Raw genomic sequence first — 21,344 nt, forward strand, 5'->3', positions numbered from 1 at the left:
CCTGGGGATGGGAAGGGTAGGGCGGCGGGGGCGAGAAACCCCGTCCCAACCCGGTCAGCCCGCAGCCGGGGCAGGGGCGAACCCCGCCCCCAGCCCCGCGCACGACCGGCCACCGCCCCCGGCCCCCGGCCCACGGGCCCGCAGCTCAACCCCCCTGCTGCGACCGCGCCTTGAACGCCGCCTTCCTGGCTTCCTTCGCCACCTTCTTGTCGGGATGGAGGCGCCCCATGGCCTCCAGGACGTCCGCGGTCGCCGGGTGTTCCACACGCCAGGCCGCCGCGAAGAAACCGCCGTGCTGGCGGGCGAGGCCCTCGACCAGCGACTCGAGTTCCTCGGAGTTGCCTTCGGCCTGGAGCTGGGCGGCGACCGTGTCGATGGTCAGCCAGAAGACCATCTCCTCGGACGGCGGCGGCACGTCGGCGGCGCCCTGCTCACTCAGCCACACCCGGGCCAGCCCGCCGAGTTCCGCGTCGTCGAGCACCTCGCGCAGCGCGGGCTCGGCCTGCCCGCCGACCAGGGAGAGCGCCTGCTGGCAGCGCAACCGGCGCAGCGGTGCGCCCGGGTCGCCGCCCCGCGCGGCGGCCAGCAACTCCCGCGCCGCGTCGAGTGGTTCACGGCGAGCGAGCCACTGCTCGGTCTCCGCCCGGGCCGAGGCCGACGGGTAGCCGGACGTCCCGTCGAGCAGCACGTCCGCGCCCTTGTCCGCGAGGTCACCGACGGCAGGGGCCGTAAGCCCGGCCTCCTGCAGCCGCGACCGCAGTCCGTAGAGGCCGAGCGGGGTCAGCCGGACCATGCCGTAGCGGGTGACATCGGTGTCGTCGACCGGCCCGGGCATCTCCTCGGCGGCACCGCCGGTGCCGTCACCGCCTGTGCCGTCCGTGTCGTCGGCGTCCGTCATCAGCGCCTCGTCGACGGGCTGGTACTCCACGAGCCCGACCGGCTCCAGCACCCGAAACTGGTCGTCCAGTCGCATCATCGCGTCGGAGACCTGTTCCAGTATGTCGTTGGTGGGCTCCCCCATGTCGCTGGGCACGATCATGGACGCGGCCAGCGCGGGCAGCGGGACGGCCGCTCCGGCGGGACCCGCCTCGTTGACGGTGAGCAGGTAGAGGTTGCTCAGGACGCCCTCCAGGAACGCGGCGTCCGCCTCCGGGTCCCAGTCGAGTGGCGAGAAATCGATCTCGCCGCCGGTGTCCATCGCCTCGACCAGTCCGTCCAGGTCGGGCACGCTCGCGTCGGCGACCACGGTCTCCAGGGCGGTCAGCCACACCGTGAGCACGTCGTGCGGGGAGCCGCCGGTCAGCAGGGCCAGGTCCTGCCCCGCGGCCACGGTCCCGGCCTCCTCGTCGACGATCTCCACCAGACCGGTGTCCACGGCGATCCGCCAGGCCTCACTGGCGAGCGAGGCGGCGTCGTCCCCGCTCAGCGAGAGCACCTCGGCGGCGGCCGGGAGCTGCTCGTCGACCAGGCCGCCACCGGCGTCCACGCGGGTCTCGGGGCCGGCCCAGCGGGCGAGCCGGGCGGCCCGGGAGAGCAACGGCGTGGACAGCGCGTCACGCGCCAGCTCCGCTTCGGGGTGCAGCCGCACCGGCGGCAGGGGGGAGCTGTCTGGCATCGGCGGGTTCTCCTCGACCTGGATAGGGCTCAGCCGCTCAGCCTAGACGGGTTTCGTCCCATGCGGCCCGGTTCATCTCCCCGCCGTCGGCCGTACATGGCCGAAACCTTGACAACTGGCCTGAGCAGGCAGGAGATTGACGCGCGTAGAAGCGGGGGGACAAGTGTTCACTCACTTCCTGCGCGTGCCGACCACGCTCCACTCACGCACGCTGTCCCACCCTCGTCCCGGCGCTCACGCATGTCCCCGGAGGGATCCCTTGCCGAGCAGGTCTTCCGCGCGCCTCGCCGCGCTCACCGTCGCCGCCGTCTGCAGCGCGGCCTCCACCATCGCGCTCACCTCGCCCGCGCACGCGGACTCCGTGCGCATCCACGACATCCAGGGCACCACCCGGATATCGCCGTACGCCGGCCAGAAGGTGACCGACGTACCCGGCGTCGTCACGGCCACCCGCACCTACGGCTCCTCCAGAGGCTTCTGGATCCAGGACCCGAACCCGGACGACGACCCGGCGACCAGCGAGGGCGTGTTCGTCTTCACCAGCTCCACCCCGAAGGTCGCCGTGGGCGACTCGGTCACCGTCACCGGCACGGTCTCGGAGTACGTGCCCGGCGGTGCCTCGACCGGCAACCAGTCGCTGACCGAGATCACCAAGCCGGTGGTCACCACCCTCTCCAGCGGCAACACCGTCCCGGCCGCCACGGTGATCAGCAGAAAGTCGGTGCCGGCGAAGTACACCCCGGCCGGCGACACCGCGGCGAGCGGTTCGATCAACGGGCCGACCCTGCAGCCCGCCAAGTACGCCCTCGACTACTACGAGTCCCTGGAGGGCATGAACGTCCAGGTCGCCGACGCCCGCGTGGTCACCGCCACCGACCCCTACAGCGAGCTGTGGGTCACGGTGAAGCCGCACGAGCACCGCAGCCTCCGGGGCGGCACGATCTACGGCTCCTACACCTCGCAGAACACCGGCCGCCTGCAGATCCAGTCGCTGGGCTCGACCGCCGACTTCCCGAAGGCGAACGTCGGCGACACCCTCACCGGCACCACCACCGGCCCGCTGGACTACAACCAGTTCGGCGGCTACACCCTCGTCGCCGGGCAGCTCGGCACCCTCAAGAGCGGCGGCCTGCAGCGGGAGACGACCCGCAAGCAGTCCCGCGGCGAGCTTGCGGTGGCCACGTACAACGTCGAGAACCTCGACCCGTCCGACGCCACCTTCGACAAGCACGCCTCCGCGATCGTGCACAACCTCCAGTCGCCGGACATCGTGTCCCTGGAGGAGATCCAGGACGACAACGGCGCGAAGGACGACGGCACGGTCGACGCGAGCGCGACCGTGAACAAGCTGATCGACGGGATCGTGGCGGCGGGCGGCCCGAAGTACGAGTGGCGCTCGATCGACCCGGTCAACGACCAGGACGGCGGCGAGCCCGGCGGCAACATCCGCCAGGTGTTCCTGTTCAACCCGGAGCGGGTGTCCTTCACCGACCGCGCGGGCGGCGACTCCACCACCGCGGTCGGTGTCACCAAGGTGCACGGCAAGGCGCAGCTGACGGTCTCGCCGGGCCGGATCGACCCCACGAACGCGGCGTGGAACTCCAGCCGCAAGCCGCTGGCCGGCGAGTTCGTCTTCCGCGGCAAGACCGTGTTCGTGATCGCCAACCACCTGAACTCCAAGGGCGGCGACCAGGGCCTGACCTCGCAGTACCAGCCGCCGGTGCGCAGCTCGGAGGTCCAGCGGCACGCTCAGGCGACGCTGGTCAACGCTTTCGTCAGGAACATCCTCGATGTCCAGAAGAACGCGGAGGTCATCGCGCTCGGCGACATGAACGACTTCGAGTTCTCCGGCACCGCGAAGATCCTCGAGGGTGACGGCGCGCTGTGGTCGGCTATCAAGTCGCTGCCGACGAAGGAGCGCTACACGTACGACTACCAGGGCAACGAGCAGGTGCTGGACCAGATCCTGGTGAGCCCCTCGATCCGGCGCGGCGGCGACTTCGACTACGACAGCGTGCACATCAACTCGGAGTTCAACGACCAGATCAGCGACCACGACCCGCAGGTGCTGCGGTTCCGACCGTAGCGTTCACGCGCCGGACGACGCGGCGGCCGCGGGATCGGAGAATCCCGCGGCCGCCGCGGCCGTGACGCCCTGAGTGCTCGTTCAGTGGCGGGTGTGGCGGGTGCGCCACCAGAGGCCCGCCACGACGAGGGCGGCGCCCGCGCCGACGAGCAGCGTCGGCACCGGGTGCCGCGCCCCCGTCTGGACGAAGGTGCGCGCCTGGCGCGGCACGCGCCTCTCGACCGCGTGTCCGGCGTGCGACGCCCGGTCCTGGGCGACGTGCCCGGCGTGCCCCGCCCGCTCCTGCACGGTGTGCCCCGCCTTGGCGGCCTGCTCCTGCATGGTGTGGCCGGCCCTGGCCGCCCGCTCCTGCACCGTGTGCCCGGCCTGTGCGGCGGTGCTGCGCAGCTGTACGGTCATCGCGCCCGCCTTGTCCCTGAGGTCGGCGGCGCGGGCCCGGGCACGGCCCTTGACGTCCACCCTGGCGGCCAGCTCCTCGACGGTGCTGCCGAGCTGGCTCCTGGTCTGCTTGATCTGCTGCCGCAGCTCGTCGGGGCCCTTCGCGCCGCCCCCGCCGGGTCCGCTCCTGTTCGTCATCGGTGAGCCCTTTCCCTGATCTCGTCGACGTCTGCCTTGACGCTGCCGAGCGTCTCCTCGGGTGTGGGTGGTGCGGCGCGCCGCAGCTGGGCGCGGCCCGTCGCGGCGAGTACGGCGGCGACGGCGAAGAGCACCGCCGTGACGATGAGCGCCGCGGCCCACACGGGCAGCGTCAGCGAGAGGGCGGCGGCGGCCGCGGCGGCCAGGCCGAGGAATCCGGCGTAGGCGACGGCGCCCGCCGCGCCCAGCAGCCCGCCGCCGCGTCCGGCTCGCCGCCCTTTCTCGGTCAACTCCTCCTTGGCGAGGGCCACTTCCTGCCGCACGAGGCGGGAGAGCTGTTCGGTGGCCCGGCCGACGAGTTCGCCCACCGAAGCTTGGTGGTCGGCTGTCGGCCGCACGTTCGTGGTCCCGGTCACGGTGTTCCGCCTCCTCTCGGTCCGGAGCTTCCGGGTACCCCGGCCGATGACCGTTAAGGGGGCGGTCAGCCCTTCGGGGGAGGGTGCGGGCCCTTCTCCCCTCCTCCTGCCCCGTGGTCGCCGAGCCGGGCGAGCTGGGTCTGGAACCAGTCGAGGCGGGCCTGCAACAGGGCCGCTTCGGCGACGAGTTCGGGTACGCCGAGTCCGTCGGGCCCCGCCGGGCCGCCGCCCGGGTCCGGGTCGCTGCCGCGCGCCACCACCCGCAGCCCGTGCCCGGCCAGCCGGGCGAAGGAGGCGAGCGAGAGGGACGTACGGCCGCGCACGCACAGCGGGCAGTACGCGGCCAGGGCGCGCCATCCGGGTCTGCCCCAGCCCGTGTCGCCGAGCGCCACCGGGGGCGCCGCGCAGGCACAGGGGCCGGCGGTGACGGTGCGCACCCGCTGCCGGGCGTAGCGGAAGCCGCGCTCGAAGCGGATGTAGGCGCCGAGGACGGACACCTCCAGCAGGACCGCCGCCCGGTGCTCGGTGGTGCACAGCAGCGCCTCGGCGTCCCCGCGCTCGTGCACGCAGTGGAAGCCGCAGTCGCACAGCCGCGCGGGCGGGCGGTGCCGGCGCCCGTAGACGCAGGACGCGTCGTCCAGGACCGCGTACGGCAGCGCACCGCCGAGCGATACGCCGGTGAACCCGGCCCGGGTGCCGTCCTGGGACAGCACCGGGTGGGCGATCTTGTATCCGGTCGGCGGCTCCGCCGGGCGTTCCGTGGGGAGCCGCAGTCTCATCGGGCCGCCGGGACCTCTTCGGGGGCGGACGACTGTGGTTCGCGGATCGCGGTGGGCTCCGGTTCGCGGATCTCCTCGGGGACGTCGAGTTCTTCCTCGTGGACGAGCGGCCGCTCCTCAGCGACTCCGGTGGCCAGTGCCTTGCCGAGCTTCATGGCGCCTCCATGACCTGCCGTCGATGTCCTCCTGGCCATAGTGACCCATGAAGGGCCGAGTTGGACATAGGGCATGGCGTGCACCGGGACCATCGCCGTAGCATTGCTTATCAATATATCTCAGAAGAATTAAGTTGAGCTTCACTTTTGTCGCGCCGAGACTACACCCATGACGACCACCCGAGAGTCCTCCCAGCACGCCGTCGCGCGCCCTTTCGGTCGCACACTCTGCGCGATGATCACCCCCTTCACCCGGGCGGGCACGCTCGACCTGGACGGTGCCGGGCGCCTGGCCGAGCGGCTGGTGTCGGAGGGCTGTGACGGCCTGGTGCTGAACGGCACGTCGGGCGAGTCACCCACCACGACCGACGCCGAGAAGGCGGCGCTCGTCACGGCCGTCCGGGAGGCGGTCGGCGACCGGGCGTCGATCGTGGCGGGTGTGGGCACCTCCGACACCCTGCACACCGTGGAGCTGGCCCTGGCGGCCGAGAAGGCCGGCGCGGACGGGGTGCTGGTGGTGACGCCGTACTACAGCAGACCGCCCCAGGACGCGCTGGAGGCGCACTTCCGTCAGGTCGCCGACGCGAGCGGCCTTCCGGTGATGCTGTACGACATCCCGGGCCGGACCGGCACCCGCATCGAGCCGGAGACGATGATCCGGCTCGCGGACCATCCCGGGATCGTGGCCGTCAAGGACTGCTCGTACGACTTCCTCGGCACGCAGAAGGTGCTGGCCCGCACCGACCTCGCGTACTACACCGGCTGCGACGAGCACATCCTCGCCCTGTACGCGGTGGGCGCGGCCGGCTACATCAGCACGGTCGCCAATGTCGTCCCGGCCGGGCTCCGGGCGGTCCTCGACGCGTTCGAGGCGGGCGACACCCCCGTGTCCGCCCGCCTCCAGCAACGCGCCACACCGCTCATCGAGCTGATGATGGCGGCCGGCCTGCCCGGTACGGTCACCGCCAAGGCCCTGCTCAACGCACTGGGCCTGCCCGCGGGCCCGGTCCGCGCACCGTTGCTGCCCGCCGGCCGCGAGACGGTCGACAGGTTGCTGGCGGCGTACGAGGAGCTCATGACCGCCTGATCAGCGGCGGGCGAAGACGGGCTGCCACTCCTCCCGGTCGAAGGTCTTGTTCGGGTCCTCGGCGCCACTCAGCGGTACGACCTTGTCGCTGCCGATCGTGGCCAGCACGAGCTGCGGCCGGTAGCCCTCCTTCAGACTCGTGACCCGCTCCCAGGCGATGAGACGCTTGTCGTCCACCCAGGCGACCAGAAGGCTGCCGCGGACCTTGGTGATCTCCTTCCCCGTACGGGAATCACGGACCGAGGAGTACGACTTTCCGGGGTTGCCGGAGACCTCCTTCGTCAGGCCGAGGGCGGCGAGCCTGCCGTTCGGGGACAGTCGCGCGGGGACGTCCGAGCGCAGGTACTTCTCGTTCGCGGGCGCGGCGACCTTGTTGCCCTTGAGGTCGTAGAACTGCTGAAGACCGTCCTCACCGCCTATACGCTGCGCGTACACCCGGCCACTGGCCCGGCCGAACGAGAAGTCCTGGCGGGAGTTGATGTCGCGTTCGGGCGCGACCGGACTCCACGAGCCCTGTCCGGAGACCACGTCGAGGTCGTAGAAGCCGGACCGGCTCGACTTGCCGTACGTCGCCGCCCACACCCACTTGACCGTGCCGTCGCTGTCGGTCAGCTTCTCCTTGATCCGCAGGTCGGGGTTCTCCTCGTACGTCGTCGCGACGAGTCTGGTGCCGTCGTACGAGAACGCGAGTCCACCGACCCCTCGCTCGGCCGGGATCCACCGCTCCACCTTCCCCGTAGCGAGGTCGAGCAGGCCGATCCGGTGGGCGGGCAGGTTCCGCTCCAGCACGGCGGCCGTCTTCAGGCCCGGGGCGACGGCGACGACGGACCAGCGCGTGTCCTTCTTGTACGTTCCGGTCTTCTGGTCGAGCAGCCAGTAGGTGCGCTCCGACACAGCCTGCTTCCGGGTCAGCTGGTGCGGCTCCGCCGTGTAGTAGGCGGCCAGCACCGTGTCCCCGGCCCCGATCAGGTCGCGCGGCGGCGACTGGTCCGGGTGGGCATGGATGCCGCCCTGGTCCAGGACGTTCGCGGGACGCACGTCGTCTTTGCCGTGGTCCAGCAGCGGCACCCCTATCGAGACGACGACCACGGCCGCGGTGGTCGCGGCGACGGAGACCAGCCTGCGTGTACGGCGGCGCCGACGCACGTCCAGCACCCGGTCGGCGAACCCGGGGCCGGCCGTCGGCTCTTCGGCGGCCAGCTCCCGCAGGGAGTCGCGCACCAGTTCCTCGACGTTCACGGGCGTACCTCCACGGGCGAGTAGTCACGAAGGCGCTGCTGAGGCTCCGTGTCGGCCGGCCCGAGCGCGGCCAGCTCCGGCGCGAGGGCGCGCAGCCGGGCGAGGGAGCGGTGGGTGGTGGACCGTACGGTGCCCACGGAGCAACCCAGCAGACGGGCCACGTCGGCCTCCGGAAGGTCCTCGAAGTAGCGCAGCACCAGCACGGTTCGCTGGCGGGCGGTGAGCCTGGACAGAGCCGCGCGCAGCACGAGCCGCAGCTCGGTGGCGGACGACGCGTCCGGAGCCGTGCCGCTCTCCGGTGGTTCGGCGACGCTGAGCTCCCGCCGTCTCCACTTCAGACGCCAGCGACTGATCTGCTGCCGGTACAGGATCTGCCGCACATAGGCCTCGGGCTCGTCGATCCGCCGCCACCGTCCCGCCGCCTTGATCAGTGCGTTCTGCAACAGGTCCTCGGCGGCGTGCCGGTCTCCGCCGGTCAGCAGGACGGCCGTCTTCAGCAGCGCGGACGACCGGTTCGCCACGAACTCGCGGAAGCGCTCTTGCGCCTCTGCATCCATCGTCACCTTCTCTTTCCCCCGGGCGGACACTGCGCCCGGCCCCTCTGCCCCTTGTGACGCGTCCGGCCGCCTGCCGCTATGCCTGTCTGCCGCGGGAAAAACTCCGCCGCTCCGGGGAGCCCGGTGCCGTACGTTGTCCCCGTGAGCCGACCCCTGCTGTACCTGGACGTCGACGGCCCGCTGAACCCGTACGCGGCCCAGCCCGAGCGGCGGCCCGAGGGTTATACGACGATCCGGGTGGCCCTGCGTCCCGGTCGTGCCCTGCGGGTCTGGCTGAACCCGGCCCACGGGCCCGCGCTCCTGGACCTCGGCTACGACCTGTGCTGGGCGACCACGTGGATGGACGCGGCCAATCGCTGGATCGCCCCCGTCGTCGGCCTGCCCGAGCTGCCGTACGTCGACTTCGGCGCGGGTCTGTTCGCCCTCCGTCCCGACGGGGTGCACTGGAAGACGGAGGCCATTGTCGCCCACGCCGCCGACCGCCCCTTCGCCTGGGTGGACGACGAGCAGACCCCGGCCGACTCGGCCTACGTACGGGCCCACCACACCGGCCCCGCGCTGCTCCACCACGTCAACCCCAGGATCGGACTCCTGGAGCCGGACTTCACGGCACTGGCCGACTTCGCGCAGGCCCTCCGGGCGTGAACGAGCGCCCTCCCGCACGGCCTGATGCGGCACCAGCTGGCGCGGAACATGCGGTTGTTGCCGTCTGAGCAGTCTGGCCGAGAGGCCGGCGGTGCTGCGGCAACTCGAAGCCGACCGGACCTGCGGCAAGCACGCCCTCGATCCTTGGCGTCAGGAAATCAGCAGGGCGAGCCCGTGGCAGCCTGGTGCGTGCCCCCGCCAGAATCCCATTTCACCATCGGCCGGAGACCGCCGCTTCTGACAGCGGTCTGAAAGAATTTCCGCGGCCAGCAGGTCAAGTAGTTCACCTGCGTTTCCTTGTACCGCACATCCTTTAGATCAGTCAGATACATGCGCGTGCTGAGAAGCAGCGCCCCATCAAGCTTCGCATGCCTGAGGCTGGCCTCCGAGAGGTCAGCGCCGATGAAATTGGCCCCTCTCAGGTCGGCGTGGTCGAACACTGCACCGTGCAGCTTGGCATCACGGAACGAATAGTTCTCGAGGTTCATTCCGGCGAAGTCGGCATCGAACAATTCCTTGCCCGTAAAGGAAAGACCCTTGATCGAATGACGATGCGGGTCAAAACCAGGGATGCGTGGAGACAGCTGCACATTGGCACGCCATGTCGCCTCTTCCTGAGTCCTCTCGAAAGAATGCTGTAGGAAAAATACGGAAAGACTGACGGCGAAGCCCGTGATCAGCCCCCCTCCAATACCAGAGAGAACGCCACTTTCGACGGCCGCTTGATGCGTTCCGATCGCCAACTTCCAGGCAATACCGGAGAGAAGCAGCCCAGTGAAGACCAACATAATCACCGATGCCCACTGCAAAGGACTCGCCGCCATAATTCATATGATTACGGCATCCTCGGACGGATCTCCGCCCGACAGCCTGTGCGATGCCGAACAATCACCTGATGAGCGGCACAGCAACCGACTGCCTGCCCACTCCCCCACAAAGCGCACGAGCGCCCTCCCGGGCCGTTCTGGGGCCGTGGAAGGGCGCTTCCGTGGTGACCGACGCCGACAGGTGCCGACAGGCCGGCAGCGGGTCGGTGTCGTGATCATTCAGGCGGCCGCGGGGCACGGCCGCCTGTGATCAGTTGTGGCTGTGCAGCACCTCGTTCAGGCCGCCCCAGACCGCGTTGTTCGGGCGGGCCTCGACCGTGCCGGTGACCGAGTTGCGGCGGAAGAGGATGTTGGAGGCGCCGGAGAGTTCCCGGGCCTTGACGATCTGGCCGTCGGGCATGGTGATCCGGGTGCCCGCGGTGACGTAGAGGCCGGCCTCGACCACGCACTCGTCGCCGAGGGCGATGCCGACGCCCGCCTCGGCGCCGATCAGGCAGCGCTCACCGATGGAGATGATCACGTTGCCGCCGCCGGAGAGGGTGCCCATGGTGGAGGCACCGCCGCCGATGTCCGAGCCGTCGCCGACGACGACGCCAGCGGAGATACGGCCCTCGACCATGGAGGTGCCGAGGGTGCCCGCGTTGAAGTTGACGAAGCCCTCGTGCATGACCGTGGTGCCCTCGGCGAGGTGCGCGCCGAGGCGGACGCGGTCGGCGTCGGCGATACGGACGCCCTTGGGGGCGACGTAGTCGGTCATGCGGGGGAACTTGTCGATCGAGGTCACCTGGAGGTGCAGGCCCTCGGCCCGGGCGTTCAGGCGCACCTTCTCGACGTCGTCCACGGCGACCGGGCCGAGCGAGGTCCAGGCGACGTTGGCGAGGTGGGCGAACATGCCGTCCAGGCTCTGCCCGTGCGGCTTGACCAGGCGGTGGGAGAGCAGGTGCAGGCGGAGGTAGACGTCGTGCGCGTCGATCGGCTTGTCGTCGAGCGAGGCGATGACCGTGCGGACCGCGACCACCTCGACGCCCCGGCGGGTGTCCGGGCCGATCGCCGCGGTCGCGCCGCCGCCGAGCAGCTTCGCGGCCTGCTCGGCGGAGAGCCGCTCGGTGCCGGAGGGGCCGGGCTCCTCCGTCAGCTCCGGCGCGGGGAACCAGGTGTCGAGGACGGTGCCGTCGGCGGCGATCGTGGCGAGGCCGGCTGCGACGGCACCGGTGGTGCGTGCGTTCTTGTCGGTCATACGGGCAACCTAACGTGACCGGGTGGTATTGGGCGAACCGCGTCTCATCTGCCGGGCCACGGGTCGCCGCCCCCGGCTCGCCGACCGACCCCTGACACCGCTCCTGGCCTCCGGCCGATCCGCGGTCCGCCACGCCCGGAGCAGGGCTCCGTGGTCTCTCCGCGGCCCCCGGCCGCCGCGCCGCCGACCCGGGCAGCGCAGGACACCACCCCGATGCTCCGGGCCCCACGGCGCAACCCTCGCCCGGCCGGAACACGTCGACACGGTCGGCGAGGGCCCTCGGTGGCCGGCCGCGTCGCGTTCCGCGCCGCGGTCCCCGGCGTCAGCCGCTGTCGCCGACGCCCGTACCGGGCGGCCGGTGCGGCTCCCGACGGCGGGACGCGTCCGTCACCCGCGCCCGGGCAGCGGCCGAATCGCGCAGTTCCGGCCATCCCGGGCCAGATGTATCGAGAGTGGACTGGGAAGGAAGTGCGAAGAGGCACAGGGAACTTGAGGTTGTTTCATTTTCATGGAAACCGCTCGCCCAAACGTCTCCCGACGAACCGTCGGCTCCACTAGTGTTTCACCCCTCACTTACTTCCCCCTCACACCCCCGGCCGCCGCCCCGCGCGCCGCTGGAGGAACAGCGCATGCAAGAAACCACCCCCCAGCTCCCTCAGAACGAACCATGGGAGAACGGTTGGGCCCCCGACACGTCCCGGGCTCCCGGAACGCGAAGACTCTGGCTGGCCGGCGGGCTGGCCATCGCTACGATCGTCGCCTGCGTGACGGCGATAGCGGTGAACCGCAACGCCACTGAAGAGCCGTCAGCCAAGGCGGAGTCGCCGTCTCCCGTCGACGACGGGCCCGGTCTGCTCTCCTTCGCCTCGCCCTCGGCGAGTACGAAGTCCGCGCCCGGAACGAAGAGCCTTCCGTCGTCCGGCAAGACCACCGCCTCGGCGTCGGCCTCGGCCACGCCCCCTCACGACAAGGCGGGACACAAGGCTTCCGCCAAGCCCTCGAAGTCGAAGGGTTCCTCAGGATCCTCGGGTTCGTCCGGGTCGTCGGGCTCGGACGGCGGTTCGCACGGCTCGAAGACGCCGTCCGCCTGGAAGTCCATGCGGTCGGTCAACTACCCGGACCGCTACTGGCACGTCAACGGCGACTACGTGAAGCTCGACTCGGTCGGCTCCGCCTACGCCCGCCGCGACGCCACCTTCAAGGTGGTCAAGGGCCTGGCCAACGCCTCCTGCTACTCGTTCGCCACGGCCGACGGCACCTATCTGCGGCACCGCAACTTCGTGCTCCGCTCCGAACGCAACGACGGGTCGTCCCTGTTCAAGCAGGACGCCACCTTCTGCGCCCGGGCGTCCATGTACTCCGGCGCGGTGATGCTCGAATCGGTGAACTACCCCGGCCGCTTCCTGCGCCATCAGAACTTCCAGCTCAAGCTGGACGCGTACCAGAACAACTACCAGTACTGGGCGGACTCGGCGTTCAAGCTGGTCGACGGGCTCGCCTGAGCACCTGAGCACCTGAACAACACGGAAGCGGCGGCACCTGGCAGGTGCCGCCGCTTCACGCGTACAGAAGCTCTCAGACGTTGAAGCCGAGCGCCCTCAGCTGGTCCCGGCCGTCGTCCGTGATCTTGTCGGGGCCCCACGGCGGCATCCACACCCAGTTGATGCGCAGCTCGCTGACCAGCCCGTCCGTGGCGGACTTGGCCTGGTCCTCGATGACGTCCGTCAGCGGACAGGCCGCCGAGGTCAGGGTCATGTCGATCGTCGCGATGTTCGCGTCGTCGATGTGGATGCCGTAGATCAGCCCGAGGTTGACGACGTCGATCCCCAGCTCGGGGTCGACGACGTCGTAGAGCGCCTCGCGGAGTTCTTCCTCCGAGGCCGGCTTCATCTCAGCGGTGTCGGTCATGCCGTCTTCCTTTCGGCGTCGGCCGCGCCACCCAGCGCCTGGGCCGTCGCGTCCTTCCACGCCATCCAGCTCAGGAGGGCGCACTTGACCCGGGCGGGGTACTTGGAGACGCCGGCGAACGCGACCGCGTCCTCCAGGACGTCCTCCATGGCGTCGTCGGGCTCGATCCTGCCCTTGGACTGCATCAGCTCCAGGAAGGTCTCCTGGATCTTCTGCGCGTCGGCCAGGTCCTTGCCGACGAGGAGCTCGTTCAGCACGGAGGCCGAGGCCTGGCTGATGGAGCAGCCCTGGCCCTCGTAACTGACGTCCTCGATCGTCGTGCCGTCGTACTTCACGCGGAGGGTGATCTCGTCGCCGCACGTCGGGTTCACGTGGTGAACCTCGGCGTCGCCATCCCGCAAGCCCCGCCCGTGCGGGTTCTTGTAGTGGTCCAGGATGACTTCCTGGTACATCGAGTCCAGCTTCACGGTTTCAGCACGCCCTTCAGCCGAAGAAGTTCCGTACGTGCTCCAGGCCGTCGACCAGCGCGTCGATCTCGGCCGGCGTGGAGTACAGATAGAACGACGCTCGCGTGGTCGCGGGAATTCCGTAGCGGAGGCAGACGGGCCGCGCGCAGTGGTGGCCGACGCGGACCGCGATGCCCTGCTCGTCGAGGACCTGGCCCACGTCGTGCGGGTGGATGTCCCCCAGTGTGAAGGAGATCGCCGCGCCCCGCTCCTCGGCCGTGGTCGGGCCGATGATCCTGAGGTCGGGGACGTCCGCCAGCTTGCGCACCGCGTACTCGGTGAGCGCGTGCTCGTGAGCGAGGATCTTGTCCATGCCGATCGACGACAGGTAGTCGATCGCCGCTCCCAGACCGACCGCCTGGGCGATCGGCGGGGTGCCCGCCTCGAACTTGTGCGGGGCGGGGGCGTACGTCGAGGAGTGCATGGACACCGTCTCGATCATCTCGCCGCCGCCGAGGAACGGAGGCAGGTCCTCCAGCAGCTCCTGGCGGCCCCACAGCACGCCGATGCCGGTCGGGCCGCACATCTTGTGGCCGGTGAAGGCCACGAAGTCGGCCTGCAGGGCCTGGACGTCCAGCGGCATGTGCGGCGCGGCCTGGGAGGCGTCGACGCAGACCAGCGCGCCGACCTCCTGGGCGCGGCGGACTATCGCCTCGACCGGGTTCAGGGTGCCCAGGATGTTCGACACCAGCACGAAGGAGACGATCTTCGTCTTCTCGGTGATGATCTCGTCGATGTTGGACAGGTCCAGCCGGCCGTCGTCGGTGAGACCGAACCACTTCAGCTTCGCGCCGGTGCGCTGCGCGAGCAGCTGCCACGGCACGATGTTGGAGTGGTGCTCCATCTCCGTGATGACGATCTCGGTGTCGGAGTCCACCCGGTAGGGCTCGTCGGCCCAGCCGAGCATGTTCGCCACGAGGTTGAGCGACTCGGAGGCGTTCTTGGTGAAGATCACCTCGTCGCGGCTGGGAGCGTTGATGAACTCGGCGACCTTGTCGCGCGCGCCCTCGTACAGCGCCGTGGCCTCCTCGGCGAGCACATGCACACCGCGGTGGACGTTGGCGTTGTAGCGCTCGTAGTACTCGCTCAGGGCGTCCAGCACCTGGCGCGGCTTCTGCGAGGTCGCCGCGTTGTCCAGGTACACGAGCTTCTTGTCGTCGTGGACCAGACGGTCCAGGACGGGGAAGTCCTTGCGGATCGCCTCCGTGTCGAGAAGGCCCGGCAGCTGGGTCACTCGGATGCGCCACCCTTCGTGTATGCCTCGTAGCCCTCGTTCTCCAGCTTGTCCGCGAGCTCGGGGCCGCCGGACTCGACGATCTTGCCGCCGGCGAACACGTGGACGTGGTCGGGCTTGATGTAGCGCAGGATGCGCGTGTAGTGCGTGATCAGCAGCGTGCCGACCTCGCCGGACTCGCGGACGCGGTTGACGCCCTCGGAGACGACCCGCAGCGCGTCGACGTCGAGGCCGGAGTCGGTCTCGTCGAGGATCGCGACCTTCGGCTTGAGCAGCTCGAGCTGGAGGATCTCGTGGCGCTTCTTCTCACCGCCGGAGAAGCCCTCGTTGACGTTGCGCTCGGCGAAGGACGGGTCCATGTTGAGGCGCTCCATGGCCTCCTTGACCTCCTTCACCCAGGTGCGCAGCTTCGGGGCCTCGCCGCGGATGGCGGTGGCGGACGTGCGCAGGAAGTTGGAGACCGAGACGCCGGGGACCTCGACGGGGTACTGCATCGCCAGGAACAGACCGGCGCGGGCGCGCTCGTCGACGGACATCTCCAGGACGTCCTCGCCGTCGAGGGTGACGGTGCCGCTGGTGATCGTGTACTTCGGGTGACCCGCGAGCGAGTAGGCGAGGGTCGACTTGCCCGAGCCGTTGGGGCCCATGATGGCGTGCGTCTCGCCCTGCTTCACGGTGAGGTCGACGCCCTTGAGGATCTCCTTCGTGGCGTTGTCGGCCTCGACGGTGACGTGCAGGTCTCGGATTTCAAGCGTTGCCATGGGTGCCTCAGGACTCCTTGAGGGAGACGAGCACGTCGTCCCCTTCGATCTTTACGGGGTATACGGGGACGGGACGCGTCGCGGGCAGGCTGTCGGGCTTGCCGGAGCGGAGGTCGAAACGCGAGCCGTGCAGCCAGCACTCGATGTGGCAGTCGTCGACCTCGCCCTCGGCGAGCGAGACGTTCGCGTGGGAGCAGATGTCGTGGATCGCGAACACCTCTCCCTCGGTCCGCACGACCGAGACCGGCGTGCCGTCGATCTCCACCCGCTTCGGGGTGTCCTCCTCCAGCTCGCTCAGCCCGCAGACACGTACGAATGCGTCGCTCATGCGACCGACGCCTCCAGCTCTTCCTCGATCTTGGCGAGCAGGCGCTCCTCGATGTCCGCGACGCCGATCTGCTGGACCAGCTCGGCGAAGAAGCCGCGGACGACGAGACGGCGGGCCTCGTGCTCGGGGATGCCCCGGGCCATCAGGTAGAAGAGCTGCTCGTCGTCGAAGCGGCCGGTGGCACTGGCGTGGCCGGCGCCGACGATCTCGCCGGTCTCGATCTCCAGGTTGGGCACGGAGTCGACCCGGGCGCCGTCGGTGAGGACGAGGTTGCGGTTCATCTCGTAGGTGTCGGTGCCCTCGGCCTTGGCCTCGATGAGCACGTCGCCGATCCACACGGCGTGCGCGTCGTCGCCCTGGAGCGCGCCCTTGTAGGCGACGTTCGACTTGCAGTGCGGGGTGTTGTGGTCGACGAGGAGACGGTGCTCCTGGTGCTGCCCGGCGTCGGTGAAGTACAGGCCGTACAGCTCGGCCTCGCCGCCGGTGCCGGCGTACTCCACGCGCGGGTGCAGGCGGACCACGTCGCCGCCGAAGGTCACGACCACCGACTTGAAGGAGGCGTCCCGGCCGACCAGCGCGTTGTGCTGGGCCACGTGGACGGCCTTGTCGTCCCAGTCCTGGACGGAGACGACGGTCAGCTTGGCGCCGTCGCCCAGGATGTAGTCGACGTTGGCTGCGAGTACGGCGTCACCGGTGTGGTCGATGACGACGACGGCCTCGGCGAAGGCTCCCAGCTCGACGACCTGGTGGCCGTAGGCGGTCCCGCCCTGGCCGTGCACGGCGATACGGATCGGCTCGGTGAGCACCGTCTCCTTGGGAACGGTGACCACGCCGGCCTTCTCGAACGCCGAGTACGCCTGGGCGGCGACACGGTCCACGGGGGTGCCGGCCCTGCCGAGGCGCGCGTCGTCGCGGCCCACGGTCTCGACGGTCACGCCCTCGGGGGCCTGGACGTCCACCTTCACGCCGTCGCCGGTCGCGACCGCCGTGCCGTCGTGCAGCCCGCGCAGCCGCTCCAGCGGCGTGAAGCGCCATTCCTCCTCGCGGCCGTGGGGGACCGGGAAGTCCGCCACGTCGAAGGACGGGGGCGCGCTCATGCGCGTGGCGACGGTCGACTCGGCGGCCACCGCGATCTGGCCCGCGGTGGTGGACCCCACGGGGATGTTCTGAGCCTCAGCCATGGCTGTCGGTCTGCTCGCTTTCTGTGTAAGGGTGCCTGATGGCGACGGCGGTGCGGGGCTTAGCCGACCGCGCCTTCCATCTGCAGCTCGATCAGCCGGTTGAGCTCGAGGGCGTACTCCATGGGCAGCTCCTTGGCGATCGGCTCGACGAAGCCGCGCACGATCATCGCCATCGCCTCGTCCTCGGAGAGGCCGCGGCTCATCAGGTAGAAGAGCTGGTCCTCGGAGACCTTGGACACGGTCGCCTCGTGGCCCATGGACACGTCGTCCTCGCGGACGTCGACGTACGGGTAGGTGTCGGACCGGGAGATCGTGTCGACGAGCAGCGCGTCGCACAGCACGTTCGACTTGGAACCCGGGGCTCCCTCACCGATCTCGATCAGACCGCGGTAGGAGGTGCGGCCACCGCCACGCGCCACCGACTTGGAGACGATGTTGGAGGAGGTGTTGGGGGCCATGTGGACCATCTTGGCGCCCGCGTCCTGGTGCTGGCCCTCGCCCGCGAAGGCGATGGAGAGGGTCTCGCCCTTGGCGTGCTCGCCCATGAGGTAGACGGCCGGGTACTTCATCGTCACCTTGGAGCCGATGTTGCCGTCGACCCACTCCATGGTCGCGCCCTCGTAGGCCACGGCGCGCTTGGTGACCAGGTTGTAGACGTTGTTCGACCAGTTCTGGATGGTCGTGTAACGGCAGCGGGCGTTCTTCTTGACGATGATCTCGACGACCGCGCTGTGCAGGGAGTCCGACTTGTAGATCGGGGCGGTGCAGCCCTCGACGTAGTGCACGTAGGCACCCTCGTCGACGATGATCAGGGTCCGCTCGAACTGGCCCATGTTCTCCGTGTTGATACGGAAGTAGGCCTGGAGCGGGATCTCCACGTGCACGCCCTTCGGCACGTAGATGAAGGAGCCGCCCGACCACACGGCGGTGTTCAGCGCGGCGAACTTGTTGTCACCGGCGGGGATGACCGTGCCGAAGTACTCCTTGAAGAGCTCCGGGTGCTCCTTCAGCGCGGTGTCGGTGTCGAGGAAGATGACGCCCTGCTCCTCCAGGTCCTCGCGGATCTGGTGGTAGACGACCTCCGACTCGTACTGGGCGGCGACACCGGCGACGAGGCGCTGCTTCTCCGCCTCCGGGATGCCCAGCTTGTCGTAGGTGTTCTTGATGTCCTCGGGCAGGTCCTCCCAGGACTCCGCCTGCTTCTCCGTGGAGCGCACGAAGTACTTGATGTTGTCGAAGTCGATGCCCGACAGGTCCGAGCCCCAGTTCGGCATGGGCTTCTTCCCGAAGAGCTTCAGGCCCTTGAGGCGCAGCTTGGTCATCCACTCCGGCTCGGACTTCTTGTCCGAGATGTCGCGGACGACGTCCTCGTTCAGGCCGCGGCGCGCGGACGCACCGGCCACGTCGGAGTCGGCCCAGCCGTATTCGTACTTGCCCAGGCCCTCGAGTTCGGGGTGAGCAGTCTCCGTGGGGAGAGTCATGCGGGGTTCCTCCCGGCCGTGCTTGCAGATGCGTCAGTGGAAATCTTGGGGATGAACGTCGTGCAGACGCCGTCGCCGTGGGCGATGGTCGCCAGCCGCTGGACGTGCGTTCCCAGCAGCTCGGCGAAGGCTTCGGTCTCCGCCTCGCACAGCTGGGGGAACTGCTCCGCGACATGGGCGACCGGGCAGTGGTGCTGGCAGAGCTGTTCGCCGACCGGTGCGCTGCGCGCCGTTGCAGCGTACCCGTCCGCGCTGAGGGCCTTGGCCAGCGCTTCGGCGCGTTTGTCGGGGGTGACGCTCTCGATCGCCTTGCGGTAGGCGCGCGCCTGGGCGGCGATCCTGGCCCGGGCGAAGGCGGTGACCGCCTCCTGCCCGCCCTCTCGCTCGGCGATCCAGCGCAGCGCGTCCGCGGCGAGCTTGTCGTAGGACTGGTCGAAGGCGTCGCGGCCGCAGTCGGTCAGGGCGAAGACCTTGGCGGGACGGCCGCGTGTGCGCGCGCCGTACACCCGCTGCTCGCGTGGTTCGACGACGTCGTCGGCGACCAGCGCGTCCAGGTGACGGCGTACGGCCGCCTGGGTGAGTCCCAGCCGCCCGGCCAGCTCGGCGACGGTCGACGGGCCGTGGTCCAGGATGGACCGCGCGACCCGGTTGCGGGTGGACCGCTCCCCGGTCGCGAGCTCCTCCTGCGGGACCCCCGTGGGGGTCTCCCGAGCCTCGCCGACGTTTTTCACAACGCCATTGTTGCGTAATTCGGCGGAGGCAGGCAAGCCGCGTCCGACCGGACGGACGGTGCCCTGTGTCACTTAGGCATACCTAATCCGACCTGCGGAAACGTCGCGGGCCGGGTAAACCGGTGGCGTGGCCGGTCATGGTCGGAGAGACTGCCGAACCATGCCGACACCCCCTCCGACCGGCCCTCTTGTCACCCGCGACACACTCCGCGCAGAGCTGTGCGCACTGGGCGTCGAGCCGGGTGCGACCCTCCTCGTGCACTCCTCGCTCAGTTCGCTCGGCTGGGTGTGCGGGGGTGCCGTCGCCGTGGTCCAGGGGCTGCTGGACGCCGTCGGCCCGGACGGCACGATCGTCGTCCCCACCCAGTCGGGCGACCTGTCCGACCCGGCCGTGTGGGGAAACCCGCCGGTGCCGGAGAGCTGGTGGGAGGAGATCCGGGCCGCCATGCCCGCGTACGACCCGCTGATCACCCCCTCCCGCGGGGTCGGCGTGATCCCGGAGACCGTACGGACCTGGCCGGCCGCCCTGCGCAGCGCCCACCCGCAGACCTCGTTCGCGGCACTGGGAGCTCGCGCGGCGGAGATCGTCGAGGGCCACGCACCCGACTGCCGCCTCGGCGAGCGCAGTCCGCTGGCCCGGCTGGAGGAGCGGGGCGCCCGGGTGCTGCTGCTCGGAGCCGGATACGACGCGTGCACCGGCTTCCACCTGGCGGAGTACCGGATCCCCGCACCGCTCGTCCGGGTCGGCCGGCCGGCGCCCGGCGGGGGCTGGGAGACGGTGACCGAGGTGTCGATCAGCTCGGACCGGTTCGACGAACTGGGCCACGACTTCGAGCGGGACCGCCCCGTCCTGCGGGGCAAGGTGGGCGCGGCCGACGTACGCCTGTTCCCCTTGGCGGACGCGGTGGCCTACGCCGAGCGGTGGCTCGCGGTGCACCGCCCCCGCGAGGAGGAGATCCTGCACCCGCCCGCCTGAGGCACGGCACGCCTACCTAGACTCTGGACCCATGCGAAGTGAGCCCGTGGTCCAGGTCCACGCCTTGGTGAAGCGGTATGGCACGAAGACCGCGGTGGACGGACTCGACCTGGTGGCCCGACCGGGGGTGACCGCCGTACTCGGCCCCAACGGGGCGGGCAAGACGACCACGGTCGAGACCTGCGAGGGGTACCGGAAGCCGGACTCGGGGACGGTGCGCGTGCTCGGGCTAGACCCGGTGAGAGAGTCGGCCGCGCTGCGGCCCCGGATCGGCGTGATGCTGCAGTCCGGCGGGGTGTACTCCGGCGCCCGGGCCGACGAGATGCTGCGCCACGTGGCCAAGCTGCACGCCCACCCGCTGGACGTGGACGCCCTCATCGAACGCCTCGGACTCGGCTCCTGCGGCCGGACCACGTACCGGCGGCTGTCCGGCGGCCAGCAGCAGCGCCTCGCACTGGCCATGGCGGTGGTGGGGCGTCCGGAGCTGGTGTTCCTGGACGAGCCCACGGCCGGACTCGACCCGCAGGCCCGCCGGGCCACCTGGGACCTCGTACGGGACCTGCGCGCCGACGGCGTCTCCGCCATCCTCACGACCCACCACATGGACGAGGCCGAGCAGCTCGCCGACGACGTCGCGATCATCGACGCCGGCCGGGTCATAGCCCAGGGCTCCCCCGAGGAACTGTGCAAGGGCGGCGCCGAGAACACGCTGCGCTTCACCGGCCGTCCCGGCCTCGACGTGGGGTCCCTGCTGAAGGCCCTCCCGGCCGACTGCACGGCCGCCGAGCTCACGCCGGGCGCCTACCGGGTCGTCGGCAAGGTCGATCCGCAACTGCTCGCCACGGTCACCTCCTGGTGCGCCCAGCACGGCGTGATGCCGGACCGGATCTCGGTGGAGCGGCACACCCTCGAAGACGTTTTCCTGGAGCTGACCGGCAAGGAGCTGCGTTCATGATTCCGCCCAGCACCGGCTTTCTCGGCCGGGGGTCCGGGGGATGCCCCCCGGGTAGGCACAGCCT

23 protein-coding genes are annotated in these 21,344 nt (G+C 70.1%); 6 read left to right on the forward strand and 17 right to left on the reverse strand.

The annotated features are described in order from the left end of the window. Positions 1–145: 145 nt before the first annotated feature. Positions 146–1,615 (reverse strand): hypothetical protein, encoded by a 1,470-nt coding sequence (locus ACFYZQ_RS00165; RefSeq protein WP_389139879.1) that lies wholly within the window; start codon positions 1,613–1,615, stop codon positions 146–148. Positions 1,616–1,874: 259 nt separating this feature from the next. Between ACFYZQ_RS00165 and ACFYZQ_RS00170 the strand changes: the two genes are divergently transcribed. Continuing rightward, a complete protein-coding gene (locus ACFYZQ_RS00170) occupies positions 1,875–3,701 on the forward strand; it encodes an endonuclease/exonuclease/phosphatase family protein (RefSeq protein WP_389139881.1) in 1,827 nt (608 codons plus the stop codon). 81 nt (positions 3,702–3,782) lie between these two features. Here ACFYZQ_RS00170 and ACFYZQ_RS00175 read toward each other — a convergent pair whose 3' ends face one another. From ACFYZQ_RS00175 to ACFYZQ_RS00190, 4 genes are all read right to left on the reverse strand, one after another. Beyond that, positions 3,783–4,277 (reverse strand): DUF3618 domain-containing protein, encoded by a 495-nt coding sequence (locus ACFYZQ_RS00175; RefSeq protein ID WP_389139884.1) that lies wholly within the window; start codon positions 4,275–4,277, stop codon positions 3,783–3,785. Next, positions 4,274–4,693 (reverse strand): phage holin family protein, encoded by a 420-nt coding sequence (locus tag ACFYZQ_RS00180; RefSeq protein ID WP_388789086.1) that lies wholly within the window; start codon positions 4,691–4,693, stop codon positions 4,274–4,276. Before ACFYZQ_RS00180 ends, ACFYZQ_RS00175 begins: the two co-directional genes overlap by 4 nt. A gap of 65 nt (positions 4,694–4,758) precedes the next feature. Continuing rightward, a complete protein-coding gene (locus tag ACFYZQ_RS00185; protein ID WP_389139887.1) occupies positions 4,759–5,472 on the reverse strand; it encodes a hypothetical protein in 714 nt (237 codons plus the stop codon). Then, positions 5,469–5,627, reverse strand: coding sequence for a hypothetical protein (locus ACFYZQ_RS00190; protein ID WP_389139890.1), 159 nt, complete (start codon positions 5,625–5,627; stop codon positions 5,469–5,471). The genes ACFYZQ_RS00185 and ACFYZQ_RS00190 overlap by 4 nt, the downstream gene beginning before the upstream one ends. Positions 5,628–5,796: 169 nt before the next feature. Here ACFYZQ_RS00190 and dapA point away from each other — a divergent pair, with 169 nt between their 5' ends. Next, positions 5,797–6,714, forward strand: a complete 918-nt coding sequence (gene dapA, locus ACFYZQ_RS00195) for a 4-hydroxy-tetrahydrodipicolinate synthase (protein WP_389139893.1) — start codon at positions 5,797–5,799, stop codon at positions 6,712–6,714. On the opposite strand, the gene ACFYZQ_RS00200 is transcribed toward dapA, so the two are convergent. Continuing rightward, the gene (locus ACFYZQ_RS00200; RefSeq protein WP_389139896.1) at positions 6,715–7,953 is read right to left on the reverse strand and encodes a WD40 repeat domain-containing protein; all 1,239 of its coding nucleotides are present in this window, start codon (positions 7,951–7,953) and stop codon (positions 6,715–6,717) included. Then, a complete protein-coding gene (locus tag ACFYZQ_RS00205) occupies positions 7,950–8,510 on the reverse strand; it encodes a SigE family RNA polymerase sigma factor (RefSeq protein ID WP_389139898.1) in 561 nt (186 codons plus the stop codon). The genes ACFYZQ_RS00200 and ACFYZQ_RS00205 overlap by 4 nt, the downstream gene beginning before the upstream one ends. Before the next feature lie 141 nt (positions 8,511–8,651). On the opposite strand from ACFYZQ_RS00205, the gene ACFYZQ_RS00210 reads away from it, so the two are divergent. After that, positions 8,652–9,155: a hypothetical protein gene (locus ACFYZQ_RS00210; protein WP_389139900.1), complete on the forward strand. Its 504-nt coding sequence runs from the start codon at positions 8,652–8,654 to the stop codon at positions 9,153–9,155. A 158-nt stretch (positions 9,156–9,313) separates the two neighbouring features. Here the strand turns inward: ACFYZQ_RS00210 and ACFYZQ_RS00215 are convergent, their stop codons facing one another. Together ACFYZQ_RS00215 and dapD are read right to left on the reverse strand one after the other, a co-directional pair. Beyond that, positions 9,314–9,979 (reverse strand): pentapeptide repeat-containing protein, encoded by a 666-nt coding sequence (locus tag ACFYZQ_RS00215; protein WP_389139903.1) that lies wholly within the window; start codon positions 9,977–9,979, stop codon positions 9,314–9,316. 253 nt (positions 9,980–10,232) lie between these two features. Beyond that, positions 10,233–11,219, reverse strand: a complete 987-nt coding sequence (gene dapD, locus ACFYZQ_RS00220) for a 2,3,4,5-tetrahydropyridine-2,6-dicarboxylate N-succinyltransferase (RefSeq protein ID WP_389139906.1) — start codon at positions 11,217–11,219, stop codon at positions 10,233–10,235. A gap of 629 nt (positions 11,220–11,848) precedes the next feature. Between dapD and ACFYZQ_RS00225 the strand changes: the two genes are divergently transcribed. After that, a complete protein-coding gene (locus tag ACFYZQ_RS00225; protein WP_389139910.1) occupies positions 11,849–12,721 on the forward strand; it encodes an AbfB domain-containing protein in 873 nt (290 codons plus the stop codon). A gap of 73 nt (positions 12,722–12,794) precedes the next feature. Here ACFYZQ_RS00225 and ACFYZQ_RS00230 read toward each other — a convergent pair whose 3' ends face one another. From ACFYZQ_RS00230 to ACFYZQ_RS00265, 8 genes are read right to left on the reverse strand one after another with little or no spacing between them, the layout of a single operon-like run. Then, positions 12,795–13,127, reverse strand: coding sequence for a metal-sulfur cluster assembly factor (locus ACFYZQ_RS00230; protein WP_389139912.1), 333 nt, complete (start codon positions 13,125–13,127; stop codon positions 12,795–12,797). Next, positions 13,124–13,594, reverse strand: a complete 471-nt coding sequence (gene sufU, locus ACFYZQ_RS00235; RefSeq protein WP_388789067.1) for a Fe-S cluster assembly sulfur transfer protein SufU — start codon at positions 13,592–13,594, stop codon at positions 13,124–13,126. Before sufU ends, ACFYZQ_RS00230 begins: the two co-directional genes overlap by 4 nt. A 16-nt stretch (positions 13,595–13,610) precedes the next feature. Next, on the reverse strand, positions 13,611–14,867 hold the full coding sequence (locus tag ACFYZQ_RS00240; RefSeq protein ID WP_389139915.1) for a cysteine desulfurase: 1,257 nt from the start codon (positions 14,865–14,867) through the stop codon (positions 13,611–13,613). Next, on the reverse strand, positions 14,864–15,628 hold the full coding sequence (gene sufC, locus ACFYZQ_RS00245) for a Fe-S cluster assembly ATPase SufC (RefSeq protein WP_389139918.1): 765 nt from the start codon (positions 15,626–15,628) through the stop codon (positions 14,864–14,866). The genes ACFYZQ_RS00240 and sufC overlap by 4 nt, the downstream gene beginning before the upstream one ends. A gap of 7 nt (positions 15,629–15,635) precedes the next feature. Further along, on the reverse strand, positions 15,636–15,956 hold the full coding sequence (locus ACFYZQ_RS00250; RefSeq protein ID WP_389139921.1) for a non-heme iron oxygenase ferredoxin subunit: 321 nt from the start codon (positions 15,954–15,956) through the stop codon (positions 15,636–15,638). Continuing rightward, on the reverse strand, positions 15,953–17,137 hold the full coding sequence (sufD, locus tag ACFYZQ_RS00255) for a Fe-S cluster assembly protein SufD (protein ID WP_389139924.1): 1,185 nt from the start codon (positions 17,135–17,137) through the stop codon (positions 15,953–15,955). Before sufD ends, ACFYZQ_RS00250 begins: the two co-directional genes overlap by 4 nt. Positions 17,138–17,196: 59 nt before the next feature. Beyond that, the gene (sufB, locus tag ACFYZQ_RS00260) at positions 17,197–18,618 is read right to left on the reverse strand and encodes a Fe-S cluster assembly protein SufB (RefSeq protein WP_389139927.1); all 1,422 of its coding nucleotides are present in this window, start codon (positions 18,616–18,618) and stop codon (positions 17,197–17,199) included. Beyond that, a complete protein-coding gene (locus tag ACFYZQ_RS00265) occupies positions 18,615–19,349 on the reverse strand; it encodes a helix-turn-helix transcriptional regulator (protein WP_389139929.1) in 735 nt (244 codons plus the stop codon). Before ACFYZQ_RS00265 ends, sufB begins: the two co-directional genes overlap by 4 nt. 160 nt (positions 19,350–19,509) lie before the next feature. Between ACFYZQ_RS00265 and ACFYZQ_RS00270 the strand changes: the two genes are divergently transcribed. Beyond that, positions 19,510–20,325, forward strand: coding sequence for an aminoglycoside N(3)-acetyltransferase (locus ACFYZQ_RS00270; RefSeq protein WP_389139933.1), 816 nt, complete (start codon positions 19,510–19,512; stop codon positions 20,323–20,325). Between the two features lie 31 nt (positions 20,326–20,356). After that, positions 20,357–21,280: an ABC transporter ATP-binding protein gene (locus tag ACFYZQ_RS00275; RefSeq protein WP_389139935.1), complete on the forward strand. Its 924-nt coding sequence runs from the start codon at positions 20,357–20,359 to the stop codon at positions 21,278–21,280. Positions 21,281–21,344 lie beyond the last annotated feature (64 nt).

The sequence above is a fragment of the Streptomyces sp. NPDC001843 genome (genome assembly GCF_042891955.1).
GTDB lineage: Bacteria > Actinomycetota > Actinomycetes > Streptomycetales > Streptomycetaceae > Streptomyces.

Coding starts and splice junctions, on each gene's coding strand:
- ACFYZQ_RS00225 (WP_389139910.1), top strand. CDS start 11,849: ATGCAAGAAACCACCCCCCAGCTCCCTCAGAACGAACCATGGGAGAAC.
- ACFYZQ_RS00230 (WP_389139912.1), bottom strand. CDS start 13,127: ATGACCGACACCGCTGAGATGAAGCCGGCCTCGGAGGAAGAACTCCGC.
- ACFYZQ_RS00175 (WP_389139884.1), bottom strand. CDS start 4,277: ATGACGAACAGGAGCGGACCCGGCGGGGGCGGCGCGAAGGGCCCCGAC.
- ACFYZQ_RS00205 (WP_389139898.1), bottom strand. CDS start 8,510: ATGGATGCAGAGGCGCAAGAGCGCTTCCGCGAGTTCGTGGCGAACCGG.
- dapD (WP_389139906.1), bottom strand. CDS start 11,219: ATGACCGACAAGAACGCACGCACCACCGGTGCCGTCGCAGCCGGCCTC.
- dapA (WP_389139893.1), top strand. CDS start 5,797: ATGACGACCACCCGAGAGTCCTCCCAGCACGCCGTCGCGCGCCCTTTC.
- ACFYZQ_RS00275 (WP_389139935.1), top strand. CDS start 20,357: ATGCGAAGTGAGCCCGTGGTCCAGGTCCACGCCTTGGTGAAGCGGTAT.
- ACFYZQ_RS00215 (WP_389139903.1), bottom strand. CDS start 9,979: ATGGCGGCGAGTCCTTTGCAGTGGGCATCGGTGATTATGTTGGTCTTC.
- ACFYZQ_RS00165 (WP_389139879.1), bottom strand. CDS start 1,615: ATGCCAGACAGCTCCCCCCTGCCGCCGGTGCGGCTGCACCCCGAAGCG.
- sufC (WP_389139918.1), bottom strand. CDS start 15,628: ATGGCAACGCTTGAAATCCGAGACCTGCACGTCACCGTCGAGGCCGAC.
- ACFYZQ_RS00185 (WP_389139887.1), bottom strand. CDS start 5,472: ATGAGACTGCGGCTCCCCACGGAACGCCCGGCGGAGCCGCCGACCGGA.
- ACFYZQ_RS00270 (WP_389139933.1), top strand. CDS start 19,510: ATGCCGACACCCCCTCCGACCGGCCCTCTTGTCACCCGCGACACACTC.
- sufB (WP_389139927.1), bottom strand. CDS start 18,618: ATGACTCTCCCCACGGAGACTGCTCACCCCGAACTCGAGGGCCTGGGC.
- ACFYZQ_RS00190 (WP_389139890.1), bottom strand. CDS start 5,627: ATGAAGCTCGGCAAGGCACTGGCCACCGGAGTCGCTGAGGAGCGGCCG.
- ACFYZQ_RS00250 (WP_389139921.1), bottom strand. CDS start 15,956: ATGAGCGACGCATTCGTACGTGTCTGCGGGCTGAGCGAGCTGGAGGAG.
- sufD (WP_389139924.1), bottom strand. CDS start 17,137: ATGGCTGAGGCTCAGAACATCCCCGTGGGGTCCACCACCGCGGGCCAG.